Below are 18,520 nucleotides of genomic sequence, written 5' to 3'. Positions count from 1 at the left end.
CTATGCTATCATTTTTTTTGGTCACTGACTAGCGTTTCTAATGATTTGAACCCTTGAAAATGAAACGGAAAACGGATGGTGCCATGAAGGTCGGTCCGCAAAACAGGAATATTTCTTTGAGCAAGCCGTTCTAAAACGACCGGTGCTGGGTGTCCGTATTGATTATTTTTCCCACAAGAAATAATCGCCAGTGTTGGTTCTAGTTGATCTAAAAATTGTTCAGTGGTTGAAGTTGCCGATCCGTGATGAGGAATTTTTAAAATATCAGTAGTTAAATTAGGATATTGGACTAAAAGATTTCTTTCACCGGATTCTTCCACATCGCCAGTAAACAGAAATTGTCGATCAAATACTTCTAGCAAAAATTGAACGGAATCATCATTTGATCCTTCGCCCGTTACTGGTCCTAAAAAATTCAGTGTACCGGAACTAAAGGCAAATTGTTGATTTTCTTTGAGCTGGCGGGCGGTGGTTTTTGGTGGAAGATTAGTTATAGTAGAATCTAGTAAGTCATTTTGCTGAGCGCCTTGTTGAAGATAAATATTTTCAATGGGAAAATGTTGGGTAACCTCCAACAGGTCGCCAATATGGTCGGCATCGCCGTGGCTGGCAAAAACGATATGAATTTTTTTGATCCCTTGCGCTTTTAAATAAGGAATCAAAGTTTGCTCTGCAATACTAGCACCTTTAAAATCACCAAAGTTTAAACGCCCGCCAGTATCCATCAAATAGACTTCTTGTTGAAAAGGACTTTTTAAAAGAATGCTGTCCCCTTGCCGAACATTAATAAACGTCACTTCCCCCAATGGATTTAGACGGCTCCACTGACTACAAAAAATAAATAAACCAAAAAGCAGGAATAGATATTTTTTATTGAATCGTTTTAAAAATTTAGCCATCAAAAGAAAACTCAAACTATAAAAAAGGAGCAACACCAAAACAGGCGGTCGGCCGACAATCCAGTTTAAAGGAAGTTGTTGAATCGTTGAAAGTCCACTGAATAAAAATTGATAAATGCTGGCGATGAAATCGGCGAATCGTTCAAATAATAAAAGTGGTCCTAATAAAAATAAACTGATCGTTAGTCCTTTGGTAAAAACCGGTCGCAAAAAGAGAAAACTAAAAAAAAGTAATGGCGTCCATTCAAAAAAATGCCACCAAAATAATGGCGTGATAATGAGTGGGACAAATAATTGTTGCCACTTTCTATTTCGTGTCACTGGCATGACCCATAATAAAGTCACGAGATAACTCATTTGCCCGCCAAAGCCTAATAGTTGATACGGAAAAATGAGTTGCCCGATAAATAGTGTCAGGCTCCAACGGTCTAAACCGGAAAAATATTTTCTTGGTAAAATTTTTAGTGCGGAAAAAACGAGTCCCCGTAGTAAGCTAGCTTTCAGCCCAATTGTTAAAAGTAGGAGCGCACCAAAGAACAGACTAAGGATTTTCGTTTTTTCTTGAGTGAATCCGAGACGTAAGCAGAGATACTTAAATCCTTCTAACAAGAAATAAAACTGCAAACCAGAAAATGAAAAGAAGATCCATAATCCACTACGTTCAATCGTTAATTGCTCCTGATAAAAATAATCATCTTTAATCCCTAAAAAAGTTCCTAAATAAAATGAAGCCAGTGGTGGTGGTAAATTTTGAATCAATCCTTGTTGCATTTTTACTTTAAACCGCGCTAAAAAATCAAATCTATTGGTTCGCACTTGAGAATTCCCGGTTATCTGCCCTGCAAAAACCCGATAAATTCCTTCTTCTTTTAAATAATTTCTTTCAGAAAATCCTTGAAAATTCTCCGCTTCTTCCCCGTAGTCTAAAGTACCTGTTACATGCATTACATAGTGATTTTCTATGGAGAAGTTCTCCGAAACTTTTTCTAAAGAGAATTTTACTTCTTGGCTCTTTTGAGAAAGATAGAGTGTTCCAGTTCCCCAAACATAATCGTCTCGCTGTTGAAATCTAGCTGGAGAAATTTCTAAAACCCCTATTGTTTGGCCAATTGGCAGATCGTCCGATTTTTGTTCCACCGACCTTAAGAACAGTCCACCCAAAATTCCGCCCAACAAAAAAAGCGCCCCTGTAAAAAACAACAGCGTTCGCTTCTTTTCCAAAATGATTTTAAAACCAAGCCAAAAACTAACCACTAAAAAAAGTGGTTGTCTGAGAAATATCGCCAAAAAAATCCCAATACATCCCCCGATTGGGAAAAAATACCACCCTGCTAACGCTTGAAAAAAGCGTTGGATTTTCATTTTAAATATCTGTACCGACTAATTCTGCAAAATATTTGGGATCTAAGCTTACTTGCTGCGCTTCGACTCCTAAGTTTTGCAAAAGTTTTTCAGCATAAGGATCATTGCGGTAATCCTTCATATAATAAATTTTGGTGATGCCCGCTTGCAGCAACATTTTCGTACACTGCAGACAAGGAAAATGAGTTACATAAACTACAGCACCACTTGTGGCCACGCCAAATTTTGCACATTGTAAAATGGCGTTCATTTCAGCGTGAATCGTCCGCACGCAATGACCGTCAACCACATAACAACCGACGTCTATGCAATGCTCGTCGCCAGAAACGGAACCATTGTAGCCACCAGCAATAATCCGCCGGTCCCGCACAATAGTTGCTCCAACTTTAGCCCGGTCGCAAGTCGAACGGAGTGCTAAAATCAAAGCTTGCGCCATAAAATATTGGTCCCAGGGAATCCGCGAATCTTTTTCAGTCATGCTACACCTACTCTCGTGATTTCTTTTTTTACTTTCGAAAATTTTAAAAGTTCAATTCTTGAAGTTCTTTTGTTTTCTTAAGTTCTTCAATCATTTAATTGTAATCAATTCTTGGAGATTTGTAAACGTCGCCTCACCGATTCCCGCAACATCCATGAGACTTTCTAGGGTGTTAAATGATCCATTTTGACTCCGATGATCTATGATTGCTTGGGCTTTTTTTTCGCCAATGCCTGGCAAAGTTTGTAGTTGGTTGCTGTCTGCTCGATTGATATTTATTTTTCCACTGGCAGCTGGCGTTTCTGGGCTACCGGTAATTATTTCTTCAGAGAGTTCTTCGTCGACTTTTGGAATATAGAGAGCTTGTTGGTCGCTTAAAATTTCTGCTTGATTGATTCTTTTTTGATCCGCCTCTTCCGTCAGGCCACCTGCTTGTTGCAACAATTCAAAAACGCGCGTGCCGCTTTCCAGCTGATAAACACCAGGATTTTTTATGGCCCCTTTTACTTCCACATAAATCACTTCAAATAATTCAGGCGACTGTCTATTTTGACTTTCGTGTTGAAAAGTACTACTAGATTGCACCGTCAATAAATATGGATCATCTTGTGGTGTGCTAAAAAATGACCGTCCGAAAATAAACAGCACGAACAAACCTACAACACCGCCAGCAATCACTAACCATTTCTTTTTACGTTGTCTGTCAAAAATATCCATCGCCATCCCTCCTATAAAAAAATACGCAAAAAAAGTTCTCGCCTAAATTTCTTTAGACGAGAACTTTTTAAACTTCACCATAGCGAAAACAAGTAACCACATGATCATTATAAATACCTACAGCTTGTAAAAATGAATACATAGTCGTAGGACCAACAAATTTGAAACCACGTTTTTTTAATTCTTTACTTAAAGATACTGCCAATTTATCAAAACTTGGAATTTCGGCGGTGGTTTGAAAATGGTGATCTATCACTTTTCCACCGCAAAAATCCCACAGCCAACTTTGAAAAGATCCGTATTCTTTTTCCATAATTAATATTTGTTGGGCATTCACAATGGCAGCTTGAATTTTCCCTCGGTGGCGAATAATGCCAGCATCTTGGACTAAAATTTCCACTTGCTCTGGTGTAAAATCGGCTACCGTCTGAATATCAAAATTTCCAAAAGCCTGACGAAAATTTTCCCGCTTGTTTAAAATCGTTTGCCAACTGAGACCCGCTTGATTGAGTTCCAACACAAGCATTTCAAATATTTTTTGATCATCAAAAACTGGCACGCCAAACTCTTCATCATGGTATTTTTCCATTAATGGGTTCATTTCCGCCCAAGAACAACGTATCATTTCATTTTACCTCGCTACATTTCACTAAAAATTACTTGCTGATTTTTTCTCAAGTTCCTAAACAGATGCACTCAACGTTTCCAAATAATCCAGCGCATCTTGAACAGTTTTCACCGGTACAATTTTCATTGGAGAGTCGATTTTTTTAGCGGCGGCCAAAGCTTCTTGATAATTCGTTTCAAGTCCGGGATTTTGCGCTAAAATTTCTGCTGATAAATCATCATCTGGAGCAAAAAATATTTCTGCGCCCGCATTAGTAGCGGCAACAATTTTTTTATCGATACCGCCAATCCGCCCCACTGTTCCGTCGATTTCCATTGTTCCTGTACCAGCTATTAAATGGCCGGCCCGGAGATCTTTTCCAGTGAGCATACTGTACGTTTCTAGCGTAAACATCAAGCCCGCAGAGGGTCCGCCGATATTACCGGCATCAATTTCAATATCTTTTTCAGTGGACAATTCCGTGTGATCGGTCAACTGAATGCCAATTCCCGCCTTGTGATCGGTGGCCAGCTCAATTAAATTTCCCGAGACTTCAGATTCACTGTCCCCTCTTAGATAGGTCACGGTTACTTCTTGATCAACTTTTTGTTCTTTCACATAATCCATAAATTCTTGCGAGCTAGTAAATTCTTTTCCGTCGATGCGGGTCACCACGTCGCCGGTTTGTAATTTTCCGTAAAAATCTGATTCCTCTTGAACAGCCAAAACGTAAATCCCATTGAAAACTAATTCGTAAGGAATTTGCGCTAAATCAAGCGCCACTTTTTTGGCACTATTTTCAGAAGAAGTCATATAATACTGTTGCATTTGATTATATTCTTCGCTAGTAGCTGTGCCAAATAATTCTTTTTCAGAATATAAATCGGTAAAATCCGTGAATCGGCTCATAATGGCCTGCATGCCGGTCGCTTGGCGAATGCCTACTGTGGTCAGCATAAACGAGCCGTCATTTTCATCCGTATTTCCGTCAACGGTGACGACCCCATTTAATTTCTCCGCCGTTCCTGGTACTTCTAAATAATACGGCAACGGCACCACTGTTACGCCTAACACGGCCACAATTCCTAAAATGATCAGTAGCCATTTGACCGAAAACTTTTTCTTATTGTTCAAATTGTTTCACCTTTTCTTTTAAAGCTTGATTGACATGTTTAGGGACAAAAGTTGAAATGTCGCCGCCAAAACGCAAGACTTCTTTTAGCATGGAACTAGAAATAAATGTGTATTTTGGATCGCTTAACAAAAAAACCGTCTCAATAGTTGGCGCCAAATGGTGATTCATGGCCGCGATGTTTTGCTCATAAGTCAAATCTTCCCCATTACGCACACCGCGTAATAAAAATTGCGCCCCTAAGTCTTCCGCACTTTTCACGGTTAAAACTTGTGGCTGCAAAACAATTTTCACATTAGGTAAATTTTTAACCGCCTCTTTGAGTAAGGCCGATTTTTCCTCTGGTGTAAAATAAGAAGTTTTATTCGTATTCGTAAAAATCCCCACCACCAACTCGTCAAACAGCGCGCTTCCTCGCGTAATCAAATCCAGATGACCAAAAGTCAACGGGTCAAAACTGCCAGGAAATAATCCGATTTTTTTCACACTAAACTTCCTTTCTATAAATCGTTACTTTAGTTGCACCATAGTTTTGTTCTTTAATTTTAATCATCTTAGGAAATTCTTCCGGCAATTGGGTCTTGCTGTCAGTTTCGCAAACAACAAAGGCCTCTTCGCTTAGTAAATTTTTTCCCAACATGTTTTCAATGATTTCGGCGATTTTTTGTTTTGCATAAGGCGGATCTAAGAAAACTAAGGCAAATTTCAGCTCTTCTGTTGCGGCTTTAACCAATGCTTTTTCATCAGTCGTTTTCCAAACAAGAAATTTTTCAGGAACTTTTGTCATCGCCACATTTTCTTTAATTACTTGAATCGCGCCAAAATTTTGATCGCAAATCACCGCCTGATCCAGTCCACGAGAAACAGCTTCAATTCCTAGCCCACCAGAGCCTCCATATAAATCAAGGGCCAGGCCGTCAGAAAAGTACGGACCAATCATATTAAAAATAGCTTCTTTGACTTTATCTGTTGTTGGCCGCGTATTGTCTCCAGCCAAAGATTTCAATTTGCGCCCTTTAAATGTGCCAGCTACTACTCGCATGCTCTCCACCTCTTTTTTAAACTGAACTTATTATAGCAAAAAAATCTAATCGGCGTTTGAATTTTTTGTGAAACTCACTGCGGATTTCCATCCATTCATCATAAAAAAATGAAAACAGACTAAACTCTTATCAATAAAGAAGTTTAGTCTGTTTAAAAATTTTTTCAAAGAAAAATAATCATCAAATCTCGACCTCATTTTCCAACAAATGAAAGGCCGTCTTTAATACTTCAATTTCTGCAAATTATTCTTCCATTTCATCTGACATTTGATAAGCGGCTTTTGTGCCCACTCGCTCGCCAAAATTCATATCAATATCTGGACGGTAACTTGGCAAAACTTGACGCACAAAATGAAGCGCGTTAATTTTTTTGATATTTTCCTCAACCATCTCTTCGTCCATATAAATCACGACATACTTCATCCGCCGTGACACATATTGCACCAAGCCGAAACGACGGAGCGTTTTTAATTGTTTCAAACTATAGCAAAAAACAGTCAATGATCGTCGAGGCTGTAGTTCAAAAGTTGGTAGTAGGGGCGTTACGTTAAATTCACTCATTTATTTTCCTCCTTGGCAGTGATGATGACTTTCTTGATGGAAAAAAGGATTGCCATAATCGACTTTTATCGTCGGTGAAATTGTGGCGGCGATTTGTTGGGCGATCACATCTAATTCTTCTTGCAAAGCCGTTTCTGCAGCTTTAAATTCAGCCACCGTTGGCCACATATCTAATTGGCGTTTTTTCTGACGGGCCGTTCGTTGTGCTTCTTTAAAACCGGGCGTAAATTTTCCATATTCACTAATTTGCTGGAAATTTTCTTTGGCTTCAAGAAATTCAAGCTTTAATTTTTGAGCTTGAGAATCATTTTCTAAAATTTCAGCACACTCTAAATAATTTTGCCCTAATTCACTTTGCCAAATCACTTCAACTAATTGTTCAGCCAAATCTTCTAAAACGGCAGTTTCACTTGTATAAATCATTATTATTCATTACCTTCTATAATTTCTGAGCTAGCTAAACTATCTGTACTGGTGGTATCCACTAGTTTGGTCTCTGTCAACAAGGTTACCATAACTTCTTCTTGAAAAGCAACACTCAAAATCCCCGCATCCGCTTGGTGATAACTTTCAGACATCTTTCCAAAAATGAAATCTTCAATCGCCGTTTGCAGCGGATCTTTCACCGGCACTTGTAACTGCCCATTATTTATTTCCCCGAGCCCGAATGATTGACTAATTTCTTCAAATCGCTTGCCGCTAATTACTAATGGCACATCAGATAGCACTTGACTGGCATTAAAATCATGAACCTCTTCTGCCGTTAAAAAGGCCTCTTTATTTTGAACCAGTTGCTGGGTCATATTGCGGACAATTATTTCATTATCAAATAAATTTCCTAACGTCGACAATTCTTCTCGTTGCCGTAAAATATCCAACGCATTGCGATAGAGATTCGACTTCCAAAGATCTTGTTCATTTTCCGTCATTCTTAACGTTTCGGCTCGTTGAAATTTTGTCCCTTCGTTCAATTGATACGGTAAAATTTCCACTAATTTTTCAGCACTAAGATAACGAATCGCTAATAATTCCCCAGAAGTCGCGTCAAAATAAAAAATGGCAAAAGAATCATTGTCAAACGCCACCAACGGCCGATAATTCAAATCTTCTTCCGTTAGTTCAAATTCCACTGGATCAGGCAAAAATTCTAAACGAAAAGTCGCGGCCAGTGGGGTCAATTCGCTGAGCTGCGCGGTATCCATTTTAAAATAAAAAGGTTCATTCTCATTTTTTTGCCCTAAAGAATACATTTCAGTTACGATATTATTTTCCACAGTCACTTGAAAAAAATCATTGTAACCCGTGCCGTAACTATAGACGGTCCGCTCTTCACTCACGACGGTTACTTTTTCTGCCGCCCCAAGTTCGTCGGTCAATTTTTTTTCAGAAGCGCCAATTAATTCTGCGTATTGGTTCACCGGAATTTTCGTATAAGGCATCGCATTCACTGTATTTTCAGAGATGATGGGACTTTTGACAATATTTTTGCTACTAGGAAAAAGTGCCGCATAGCCGTAAACAAAAATAATGACTAACAAAAAAATTACAAAAAATTGTCCGATTTTTTTCAAAATAGCCCACCTCCTCTTCCTTCAGTATAACAAAATACTACTATAATACGCAAAAAACACAAAAATCCTAGCCAACCCTAGACTTTTTACATTTACTTTCAGCAGTCAAAATTAATTTTGAAAAGTTGAAATAGAATCTTCTTGACTGACTATTTTTCTAGGGAGATTCGCCCGTTCTCTTTTTCGACGCTCATCGGCTGAAATATTTAAAGCAAAACCAACCGCCAATGATAAAACGAGCACGCTATTTCCCCCTTGAGATAGAAACGGAAAAGTAACGCCGGTCATGGGGATAATTCCTAAGACCCCGCCAAGATTGACAAAAGTTTGCACCATGAAAAGACTGGCAATCCCAATCATCATTAAACTATTGAAAGAATCACTCGCCCGAAAGCCAATGTAATACATGCGCCAAATCATGAAAAATAAAACGAGTAACAGTAAAATCGCCACAATCACACCTAATTCTTCAATGACAATCGGAAAAATAAAATCCGTATGTGCTTCAGGCAAAAATCCTTTTTTTTGAATACTATTTCCCAGGCCGCGACCAAACCAGCCACCATTATGAATCGCATAATAACCATTCACCAGTTGATGCCCACTATCCAACGCATCGCTAAATGGCTTAGTAAAAATGGCAAAACGCCGATAAACATAATCAGGAATAAAAGTCATCTTTTGTCCAAATTTAACAAAAATAACTAAGGCGCAATAAGACAAAGCAACAATGCTCATAAAAATTGCCAGCGCCTTGCGAAAGCCGATTCCTGAAGAAATTACCATCAATAACGTTAGCAAAGTTAAAATGGCTGCGCCGCCTAAATCCGGTTGAATAGCCACGAGTCCGATCATAGCAAAGACAACTACTAGTAAACCACCGGCAGCTTTCCAAAAATCTTGCAAGATTAATGTTTGCCGTTTGCTAAAATAAGTTGCCAAGTACCAGACAATTAATAATTTCAAATACTCCGCCGGTTGAAAAGAAAAACCACTAATCACTAGCCAACCTTTTGCCCCGTTAACCTCAACACCAAGTGAAGTGAAGCGCGTGGCGACTAAGGCCAGACCCATCATGCACATCAGGCCAACTAAAATAAAGTTTTTTTTGAAGATTCGCGTGCGCATTTTATAAATAACGGCCATCAAAATAAATGCGATTAAAAGAAATACCACTTGTTTTAAAGTCGTTTCAGCTGGTGAATCCCCTGAAGTATTGGATAAATACTGCAAGTAACTGGTGGAGGAATAAACCATAATAATTCCCACAAAGACCAGGACTAAATAAGGAATCAAAATAAAGTAATCTAAGTAATGGCGCTTATGTTTTTTTTCTGGGGGCACCCTTATTCCTCCTTCAACTCACTATGTTCATATGCTTGGGTGTAAAGTTGATTTAACCGGCCCTCAAGCTCAGCAATAATTTTTTTACCTTCAGATTCTTCCAGCGCGCCTAATCGCACGGCAAAATTAACTTCTTTAGAGAATCCGTACATTTGGGTATCAATAATTTCTTCAAATGCTTTACAATGGGCTAAACATAAATTGTTTTTTTGATTTTCAATTACTTGTTGAATCCGCAGAGCATCTTGTTGCAATAAGACCAGTGCGCCTTTTTTTCGATCGTTCATCAGAAATCACTCCAATCTTCCACATTATAGCATAATTTCTTCTGTTCAGTTTTTAAAATTTCTACAAAAAAAGTTGTTCAAAAGAAAAATCTTTTGAACAACTTTTTTAGAAGCTATCAGCGGTGTGTTTTGTCTTGGGTTTAGGAAAATAGATAAAATCCTTCGCGAATGCTCCATTCACTGTGGCTTTTCCTAATTTTCTACAACCCATAACAGACAAAACACAACCTTTTTCTACGGTGTCTCAAAGCCTGCACTTAGGAAATTAGACAAAATGCCTACTGACCGCTTTGCGTTCATTCACCATTTCGCTAAATTTCTACAGCGCAGAACGGCTTTTCGACATCCTTTTTCTACGGTGTCTCGGGCGCAGTGACTAGGAAAAAAGATAATTCTTCTGGCGAATGTACCATTCGCTTTCAGAATTCCTATTTTTCTACGTCACTACCCGCGCCTTCGACAACCTTTTTTTTATTCGTTTTCGGCTGCTTTGCGTTTTTTGCCCATTTTTTCGCGTTCGGCTTTATTTAAAATTTGTTTGCGTAAGCGAATGGATTCTGGTGTTACTTCACAGTATTCATCGTCGTTCAAGAATTCTAATGATTCTTCTAAAGTTAGTTTTCTTGGTGTTTTGATTGTAGCTGTTTGGTCTTTATTAGCAGAACGAACGTTGGTTTGTTGTTTAGCTCTTGTAATATTTACACCTAAATCATTTTCCCGAGAATTTTCGCCGACAATCATGCCTTCGTAAACTTCAGTCGTCGGTTCAACAAAAACAGTTCCCCGTTCTTCAATAGCCATAATGGCGTAAGTCGTTACTTTACCAGTATCGATCGAAACTAACGCGCCAGAACGACGGCCACCAATTCTACCAGAAAGCATTGGCAAATATTGATCAAACGTGTGATGCATAATTCCGTAACCACGTGTCATAGACAAGAATTCAGTCGAGTAACCAATCAAACCACGGGCTGGTGCTAAGAACATCAGACGCATTTGACCATTACCAGTATGAATCATATCTTGCATTTCACCTTTACGTTGGGAAAGAGATTCAATAATTGAACCCATATATTCTTCAGGAGTATCAATTTGGACCGCTTCAAATGGTTCACATTTCACGCCATCCACGTAACGAACAATAACTTCAGGACGAGAAACTTGAATTTCAAATCCTTCGCGACGCATATTTTCAATTAAAATGGACAAATGCAATTCCCCACGACCGGAAACAACCCAGCGGTCAGGTGAATCAGTAGGATCAACTCGCAAAGAAACGTCCGTTTGTAATTCTTGCATTAAACGTTCTTCAATTTTCCGAGCGGTAACGAATTTTCCTTCGCGACCGGCAAATGGTGAATTGTTCACGACAAAGGTCATTTGTAGTGTTGGTTCGTCAATGTGTAAAATGGGAAGTGCTTCTTGATGGTCAAATGGCGTTACCGTTTCACCAACGAAAATATCTTCCATCCCAGAAACGGCGATTAAATCTCCAGCTTTGGCTGTTTGAATTTCCAAACGTTTTAAACCAAAGAAACCAAATAATTTAGTTACCCGGAATTTTTTAACCGTTCCGTCAAGTTTCATTAAGGCAACATTGTCACCAACTGCAATTGCGCCACGGAAAACCCGGCCAATCCCAATCCGACCAACGTAATCATTATAATCAAGTAAAGATACTTGGAATTGTAATGGTTCGTCTGAATTATCAACAGGGGCTGGAATATGTTCCATAATCGTTTCAAAAATTGGTTTCATGGTGTGTTCTTGTGTTTCAGGATCTTCGTCATAAGAAGAAGTTCCGTTTAAAGCTGAAGTGTAGATAACTGGAAATTCTAATTGATCGTCATCTGCTCCTAGTTCAATAAATAATTCCAAAACTTCATCCACAACAAATTCAGGACGAGCGGAAGGTTTATCAATTTTATTAACAACAACAATTGGTGTTAAATGTTGTTCCAAAGCTTTTTTCAAAACGAAACGCGTTTGAGGCATAGTCCCTTCATAAGCATCAACGACAAGTAAAACACCGTCAACCATTTTCATGATCCGTTCTACTTCGCCACCGAAGTCCGCGTGTCCTGGTGTGTCCAAAATGTTAATTTTATAGTCGCCAAAAGAAACGGCGGTATTTTTGGCAAGAATCGTGATTCCACGTTCTTTTTCAATCGCATTAGAGTCCATTGCCCGATCTTGTAGTTGCACATGGGAATCTAGTGTATCGGATTGTTTTAATAATTCGTCCACCAAAGTAGTTTTACCGTGATCGACGTGGGCGATGATAGCGACATTTCTAATATCTGTACGTAATTTCAAATTTAGGTCTCCTTAATTTTTCCGGCTAAAAGGTCCGTTCACAAAAAGAAAATAGCCTAGGCTATTTTCTTTGCTAACTTTTTCTTCGACAAGTTATTATAGCAGATTGTTTTCAGTAAATATAGTAAAAGCTTTTCTATTTTCAAAAAAAGTCCGATTTTAGTGGTTTTCTACGCAAATTTTAATGAAAACGAATCCGTTTAACCGGGTTTATTTGAAAAATTTCTCTTGAATTTCTTGATAGGCAGTCGGTTGAGCCGCTAAAAATGGTTGGCGACGAGATAAATCTAATTTTTCTCCATCCATGGAACCATAAGGAATAGCAAAAGCATCCAGTAACGCACAACCGGGAGCATAATCCCACGGCTGCAAATTGGATAAATAACCAAGCTCCGTTCCTTTTAAAATCGCAATCATTTCTAGACCAGCGCAGCCAATCATCCGCACACCCATCGTAGCATTGCCGATGTCTTTTGCGTGATATTTATTTTTTCCATATAAAAAGGCATTCGTCCCCATCAGTCCGGAATCAAGAGTTTGATCTTTCGGTTTCGGCAGAGGATTTTCATTACAAAAAACGCCAATTGTTGCACCGCCCCAATATAATTCATTTTTCATAACATCGAAAATAAATCCTAATTGACTTTTCCCATCAATATAAAGGGCCAGCATAATACAAAAATTTTCTTTTTGCAAAACAAAATTCAGCGTGCCATCGATAGGATCAATCACCCAAACGCGGCCAGAAAAGTCAGCTAACTGATTCATCCCCTCTTCTTCGCCAAGAATCTTATCTTCAGGAAACTTCTCCAAAAGGCGCGAAATCAAAAATTGTTGGACATTTTTGTCAACGCTCGTCACCAAATCATTGGCGGCACTTTTGGTTTCCACGTTCATGGGACGATTCAGATTTTCTAAAATCATTTGCCGCGCTTCATGTAACCACGGAATAATTTCTTTTGCCAGCTGTTTCATAAATTTAGCGAACCTCCAATTTCAAAATTTTTTTGTCCGATTTTTTTAATAATTGCGCCACTTGATAGAGAGAATAATTGCTTTGGGCTTGAAATTCGCGGTCCAATTTCTTTTCTTCCCCGATACTTTTCACCACTGTTTTAAAAGCTGCGTATCTTTTTTCCACAATATTTTTGGCTAGTCCTTTTTCATAGACATCTTCAACAGCGTTAAACATCGCCACGACAATCAATAGTTCCTCTGCCGTCCAGGAAAAATCTAGCGGATATTGATAATTTTCTTTCAACGATATCACTCCAATATAGTCAGTGTATCATATTTTTATCGTCAGACGGAACTTTTTGTGAAACCAATTACCCGCTACTTGCCGTTGAATTGGTAAAATTAACTCAAACAAATTGATGAAAATACCTTTCATTTCACGCGTTTATTGTTTACAATAATTTTCAGAAAAGACGATTAGTCAGGAGTGGAAAATTGATTTCAGCCGTAGTTTTTGATGTCGATGATACAATTTACGATCAGCAAGCCCCTTTTAAAGAAGCCGTCCTAAAAATTTTGCCAGATTTCCATTTAACCGATTTACATAAATTATATCTCAGATTCCGTTATTATAGCGACTTGAATTTTCCTAAAGTAATTACCGGCGAGCTCACCTTAGTTGAAATGCGCTGCCACCGAATTCAAGCTTCCCTGGCCGATTTAAATTATGACGCCTTAAGTACAGAAAAAGCGTTGGACTTTCAAAAAATTTACCAAGAAGAACTGACGCAAATTAAAATGCACGCCGGAGTGAAAAAAGCGCTGGATTATTTACGAGATCGCCAAATTCCAATTGGGATTATTACGAACGGACCCACCGATCATCAGTTTAAAAAAATTAAGCAACTCCAATTGGAGCAATGGGTGGATACGGATAAAATCATTATTTCTCAAGCGGCTGGTTTGCAAAAGCCGGAAAAAGAAATTTTTCAATTAGGGGAAAAATTATTTGGTTTTGACGCAAAATCAACTCTTTATGTAGGGGATAATTTTGATAATGATGTTTTAGGCGCCAAGAGCGCTGACTGGCAAGCCCTCTGGTTTAATCATCGCCGAAAAAAAATTAAAAAAGGTCAATTGCCTGTTTTTGACTGGGAAATTCAGTCTTTTAATGCCTTGCTCCCTACCTTACAGGAAATTTGTGAATAGTTAGAAGTTTTCTATTATAATAGAAGCTAAAAATTCCCGATTCTATCCGATTCTATATAGAAGTAAAATCTTAAGAAAGTTTCCGATTCCCGGAAACTAAATCTTTTAAAAAGTTTCCGGTTCCCGGAAACTTTTTTATGTTACACTTACGGTGAAAATATTTTTGTGGAGGTGTAAAATGATTCCTCGTTTTCAATCTGTTTTTGATATTATTGGTCCAGTCATGGTGGGGCCAAGCTCTTCTCATACAGCCGGTGCTTGTCGCATTGGCCAAGTCACCCGCTCGATTTTTGGAGAAATGCCAGATAGTGTTGATATTTATTTATATGAATCATTTGCGAAAACATATCGGGGCCACGGCACTGATATTGCCCTTGTTGGTGGATTATTAGGTATGGATACCGATGACCGGCGTCTGCCAGATAGTTTGAAATTAGCCCATGAGCAAAATATGGAAGTTCTTTTTGTGCCAACGAAAGAAAAAGCGGATCATCCGAATCAAGTGAAAATGATTTTAACTAAAGGAGACCGGAAAATGAGTGTCACCGGAATTTCCATTGGTGGTGGCAATATTCGTTTGACTGAACTCAACGGCTTTAAGCTTTCCTTGTCTTATGGCGTGCCGACAATTGTCACGGTTCATCAAGATGTTCCTGGCATGATTGCTAAAGTTAGCCATATTTTGTCTGATCACAACATAAATATTGGAACTATGACGGTGACTCGAGAAGCAAAAGGCGAAAAAGCGATTATGATTATTGAAGTTGACGATCAAAAGATTGCCGAAGTTGTACCAGAAATTCTGCAACTTCCCAATATGTTTACCGTCAATTATTTTTCCTAGGAGGCCGACGATGTTTTTATCAATTGAAGAATTAATTGTCCAAAGTAAAAATTTCCCTAGCGTAGCTGAATTAATGATTGCTCAAGAAATAGAATTCTCCGGTGCCTCCCGCAAAAAAATTCGCGACACGATGCAACGGAATTTAGAAGTTATGCAATCGTCTGTTGAAGAAGGAATCGCTGGTGTAAAATCTGTCACCGGCTTAACTGGTGGCGACGCAAAAAAAGTGAATACTTATCTAGAAAATGGCGATTTTTTAAGTGGCGAACTTATTTTAAAAGCGGTCCGCAATGCGATTGCCACTAACGAGGTCAATGCTAAAATGGGTTTGATCTGCGCCACGCCTACAGCCGGTTCCGCTGGCGTTTTAGCTGGCGTATTAACAGCGATTGCTGAAAAGAAAAATTTCTCTTTAGATGAGCAAATTGATTTTCTTTTTACCGCAGGCGCTTTTGGTTTAGTCATCGGCAATAACGCTTCGATTTCTGGAGCTGAAGGTGGTTGCCAAGCCGAAGTTGGATCAGCCTCGGCGATGGCCGCAGCTGCTTTAGTGCTTTTCAATGGCGGAAATGTCGAACAAGCAGGCGAGGCCGTTGCCATGACCATCAAAAATATGATGGGCCTGATTTGCGACCCCGTAGCTGGACTGGTGGAAGTGCCTTGCGTGAAACGAAATGCTTTAGGATCGTCCTTAGCTTTTGTCTCCGCCGACCTCGCATTGGCCGGTGTGAAAAGTGTTATTCCTGCCGACGAAGTAATCGATGCAATGTACAAAGTCGGCCAACAAATGCCTAGCATGTTTAAAGAAACTGCAGAAGGCGGCCTCGCGCAAACGCCAACTGCTCTGCGCCTAGCTAAGGAATTAGGCTTTGCAGCCGAAGTTTAAGAAAATAAAAACTTAAAACCCCGCCAAAGTTAGATTTGAGATCTGACTTTGGCGGGGTTTTTAATGCTGTTTTTTTTGAGGTAGATAATATTTAATTCTTATTGTACATATGTGTGTTGTACCTGTATCCATATTAGAATTTTTATTGCTAATAATTAAGATGGATAAATGAAATTTTTAATATTAAATGATCTACATATAATAGAAGGGAAATACTAAAATGAACTTAACAAAAAAATTAGGTATAAATCTAAACGCTAGTAATTACTATACTATAACTCTTTTTTATCGCAAATTTTACAATTTATCTAGACAATTAAAAATCATTCGTATTACACTAAAACATTCAGAAAATATTTCCACAGAAAAGATACCATACTTCTCTAAAAAGCCGATTAGATTATGGCCTTCCGAAAAATTTACCTACTGATTCGAATTTATTATCAACATATAACACATTTAACTTTTACTCATCAATGTGAATTATTTGCGTCTTTCATTAATTCGTTTTATTTCTCTCAAGTCTATTTTTGCATCTCGATTTGGTGTCAGTAAGCCATTGATTTCTTGTTCAACATCCGTCAATTGAGTATAACAATAACCAGAAATATACGGAATATCTTGAATTGCCGCGTGAATTTTATCAAAACGACTTATAAATTCGGCCTCATTTTTTACTTGGCTACCATAGCCCCATTGTTTTTCCCCTTCAGCAGTGAAAGCAATCCCACCAAACTCTGAAATTATAATTGGCTGACCTTTATAACTAGAATTTGATGCAAAAGCAAACCAATCTCGGTTGAATTGCTTCCCATTATTCACAATTTTTTCTTTATTCGAGTTCCCGTCTGTTGCATAATCGCGATGATCAGAATATCGTTTAGAAAATGCTTCACCAGTTTCCTCATAATCATGAAGGGTTAAAATATCTGAAATAGTATGCTCCCACCCATCATTCGTGATAATAGGACGATTTGGATCAATAGCTTTGGTCAGGTAATAAATTCCCTCAGTGAATTTTTGAGGACGTTCCAAACTATTTATTCCTTTGATTCCCCAACTTTCATTAAACGGAACCCAGGTGATAATCGATGGATGGTTGTAATATTGCTTAACAATTTGTAACCATTCGTTAGTGTATTGAGCCAATGCAACATCGGTAAATACATACGTAGCAGCCATTTCTGACCAAACCAATACTCCTTTAGCATCACACAAGTATAAGAATCGTTCATCTTCTAATTTTTGATGTTTCCGCAAACCATTGTATCCCATTTCCAAAATTCGATCGATATCTTTTTCTAGAGCATCCACAGATGGTGGGGTAATACCTGATTCAGCCCAGTATCCTTGGTCTAGGATCAAACGTTGGTACAAGCTGTGATTATTTAACGTAACCTGTCCATTTTCAATTGCAATCTTGCGCATCCCGAAATAACTAACCACTTCATCTAAGAGATTGCCTTGTTCATCATACAATCTAACATTTAAATCATAAAGATTCGGGTTCTGCACACCCCATACTTTTGTTCCACCCACTGCATCGCCTTTTACACGAGTATCCAGTATAAAACCAGCACTATTGTGTCCAAAAAGTCCTTTATGATAACTAACCAGTTCTCCTTCAAAAGTCGCTTCAGCTTCCAAAAAATAATTCGGAGTATCTGGTAGAACAGAGGCATCTTTTAACTCCACTTCGACTTCAAGCAGATCCAAATCCAAATTAGGTGTCAATTTTAAATAATCAACGCGCTGCACTGGAGCTTTTTCCAACCAAACCGATTTCCAAATTCCTGTAGATTGCACATACCAACAGGCGAAATTGTCTTTCAACCAACGTTGTTTGCCCCGTGGTTGTTCACTGGAAAGTGAATCTTCCACACGAACCGTAATTATATTTTCCCCACTTTTCAGGTACGGTTCCAGATCAAAGGAAAATCGTTCATATCCTCCTTTATGACTCCCCAATAAATGACCATTCAGCCAGACTTGAGACTCAAAATCAACTCCTTCGAAGTACAAAACTTGATTATCCGTGCCGCTTACTTCAAAACTCCTCTCATACCAAACAATCTTATGATGTGAGGGATCATTAATTCCACTAAGCTCTGTTTCGTACGTGAATGGAACTACAATTTCTTGAGCAGCCGGGAAATTATTATACCATTCAGAGACTAGTCCTTCATTTTGGTCGTCAAAGGAAAATTTCCATTTGCCATCCATACAAATCCAATCTTTACGTATTAGCTGTGGTCGTGGGTGTTCTCTTCTATTTATCATGATAACCTCCAAAAATTATATTTGACT

Annotated in this window: 19 protein-coding genes; 3 read left to right on the top strand and 16 right to left on the bottom strand. The window is 38.6% G+C overall.

Features of this window, described 5'->3' with window-relative positions:
- Positions 1-8: 8 nt before the first annotated feature.
- The 15 genes from BQ5341_RS05595 to BQ5341_RS05525 all read right to left on the bottom strand — a co-directional run bounded on the left by BQ5341_RS05595 (position 9) and on the right by BQ5341_RS05525 (position 13,578).
- Complete coding sequence (locus BQ5341_RS05595) at positions 9-2,075, bottom strand: ComEC/Rec2 family competence protein (RefSeq protein ID WP_158661747.1); 2,067 nt, start codon at positions 2,073-2,075, stop codon at positions 9-11.
- Positions 2,076-2,262: 187 nt separating this feature from the next.
- Positions 2,263-2,739, bottom strand: a complete 477-nt coding sequence (locus BQ5341_RS05590; RefSeq protein WP_071131053.1) for a ComE operon protein 2 — start codon at positions 2,737-2,739, stop codon at positions 2,263-2,265.
- Positions 2,740-2,829: 90 nt separating this feature from the next.
- On the bottom strand, positions 2,830-3,456 hold the full coding sequence (locus BQ5341_RS05585; protein ID WP_071131052.1) for a ComEA family DNA-binding protein: 627 nt from the start codon (positions 3,454-3,456) through the stop codon (positions 2,830-2,832).
- Between the two features lie 67 nt (positions 3,457-3,523).
- Complete coding sequence (locus BQ5341_RS05580) at positions 3,524-4,057, bottom strand: DNA-3-methyladenine glycosylase I (protein WP_328585388.1); 534 nt, start codon at positions 4,055-4,057, stop codon at positions 3,524-3,526.
- An 81-nt stretch (positions 4,058-4,138) separates the two neighbouring features.
- Complete coding sequence (locus tag BQ5341_RS05575; protein WP_071131050.1) at positions 4,139-5,197, bottom strand: SepM family pheromone-processing serine protease; 1,059 nt, start codon at positions 5,195-5,197, stop codon at positions 4,139-4,141.
- Complete coding sequence (gene coaD / locus BQ5341_RS05570; protein ID WP_071131049.1) at positions 5,187-5,681, bottom strand: pantetheine-phosphate adenylyltransferase; 495 nt, start codon at positions 5,679-5,681, stop codon at positions 5,187-5,189. Before coaD ends, BQ5341_RS05575 begins: the two co-directional genes overlap by 11 nt.
- A gap of 1 nt (position 5,682) precedes the next feature.
- A complete protein-coding gene (gene rsmD, locus BQ5341_RS05565) occupies positions 5,683-6,246 on the bottom strand; it encodes a 16S rRNA (guanine(966)-N(2))-methyltransferase RsmD (protein ID WP_268873195.1) in 564 nt (187 codons plus the stop codon).
- Between the two features lie 235 nt (positions 6,247-6,481).
- Entirely contained in the window at positions 6,482-6,799 is a 318-nt protein-coding gene (locus BQ5341_RS05560) for a YlbG family protein (RefSeq protein ID WP_071131047.1), read from the bottom strand.
- Positions 6,800-7,222: a YlbF/YmcA family competence regulator gene (locus tag BQ5341_RS05555; RefSeq protein WP_071131046.1), complete on the bottom strand. Its 423-nt coding sequence runs from the start codon at positions 7,220-7,222 to the stop codon at positions 6,800-6,802.
- A 2-nt stretch (positions 7,223-7,224) separates the two neighbouring features.
- Positions 7,225-8,370: a CAP-associated domain-containing protein gene (locus tag BQ5341_RS05550; protein ID WP_071131045.1), complete on the bottom strand. Its 1,146-nt coding sequence runs from the start codon at positions 8,368-8,370 to the stop codon at positions 7,225-7,227.
- Positions 8,371-8,481: 111 nt separating this feature from the next.
- Positions 8,482-9,714: an FtsW/RodA/SpoVE family cell cycle protein gene (locus tag BQ5341_RS05545; protein WP_071131044.1), complete on the bottom strand. Its 1,233-nt coding sequence runs from the start codon at positions 9,712-9,714 to the stop codon at positions 8,482-8,484.
- Between the two features lie 2 nt (positions 9,715-9,716).
- Positions 9,717-10,001 (bottom strand): DUF1507 family protein, encoded by a 285-nt coding sequence (locus BQ5341_RS05540; RefSeq protein ID WP_071131043.1) that lies wholly within the window; start codon positions 9,999-10,001, stop codon positions 9,717-9,719.
- A 471-nt stretch (positions 10,002-10,472) separates the two neighbouring features.
- Positions 10,473-12,317 carry a translational GTPase TypA gene (gene typA / locus BQ5341_RS05535; RefSeq protein ID WP_071131042.1) on the bottom strand — a complete coding sequence of 615 codons (1,845 nt, stop codon included), beginning with the start codon at positions 12,315-12,317 and terminating at the stop codon, positions 10,473-10,475.
- Between the two features lie 210 nt (positions 12,318-12,527).
- The gene (locus tag BQ5341_RS05530; RefSeq protein ID WP_071131041.1) at positions 12,528-13,292 is read right to left on the bottom strand and encodes an inositol monophosphatase family protein; all 765 of its coding nucleotides are present in this window, start codon (positions 13,290-13,292) and stop codon (positions 12,528-12,530) included.
- A 4-nt stretch (positions 13,293-13,296) separates the two neighbouring features.
- Complete coding sequence (locus BQ5341_RS05525) at positions 13,297-13,578, bottom strand: UPF0223 family protein (RefSeq protein ID WP_071131040.1); 282 nt, start codon at positions 13,576-13,578, stop codon at positions 13,297-13,299.
- A gap of 191 nt (positions 13,579-13,769) precedes the next feature.
- Here BQ5341_RS05525 and BQ5341_RS05520 point away from each other — a divergent pair, with 191 nt between their 5' ends.
- The 3 genes from BQ5341_RS05520 to sdaAA all read left to right on the top strand — a co-directional run bounded on the left by BQ5341_RS05520 (position 13,770) and on the right by sdaAA (position 16,213).
- The gene (locus tag BQ5341_RS05520; protein ID WP_071131039.1) at positions 13,770-14,483 is read left to right on the top strand and encodes an HAD family hydrolase; all 714 of its coding nucleotides are present in this window, start codon (positions 13,770-13,772) and stop codon (positions 14,481-14,483) included.
- A 178-nt stretch (positions 14,484-14,661) separates the two neighbouring features.
- On the top strand, positions 14,662-15,327 hold the full coding sequence (gene sdaAB / locus BQ5341_RS05515) for an L-serine ammonia-lyase, iron-sulfur-dependent subunit beta (protein ID WP_071131038.1): 666 nt from the start codon (positions 14,662-14,664) through the stop codon (positions 15,325-15,327).
- Positions 15,328-15,337: 10 nt separating this feature from the next.
- Entirely contained in the window at positions 15,338-16,213 is an 876-nt protein-coding gene (gene sdaAA, locus BQ5341_RS05510) for an L-serine ammonia-lyase, iron-sulfur-dependent, subunit alpha (RefSeq protein ID WP_071131037.1), read from the top strand.
- 483 nt (positions 16,214-16,696) lie between these two features.
- On the opposite strand, the gene BQ5341_RS05505 is transcribed toward sdaAA, so the two are convergent.
- On the bottom strand, positions 16,697-18,436 hold the full coding sequence (locus BQ5341_RS05505) for a glycoside hydrolase family 2 protein (RefSeq protein ID WP_235836373.1): 1,740 nt from the start codon (positions 18,434-18,436) through the stop codon (positions 16,697-16,699).
- Between the last annotated feature and the right edge of the window lie 84 nt (positions 18,437-18,520).

The organism is Enterococcus timonensis (assembly GCF_900104595.1).
In the GTDB taxonomy this organism is placed as follows: domain Bacteria; phylum Bacillota; class Bacilli; order Lactobacillales; family Enterococcaceae; genus Enterococcus_J; species Enterococcus_J timonensis.
Note: the sequence above shows the minus strand (reverse complement) of the source record. Positions and strands in the feature narration are given on the sequence as shown.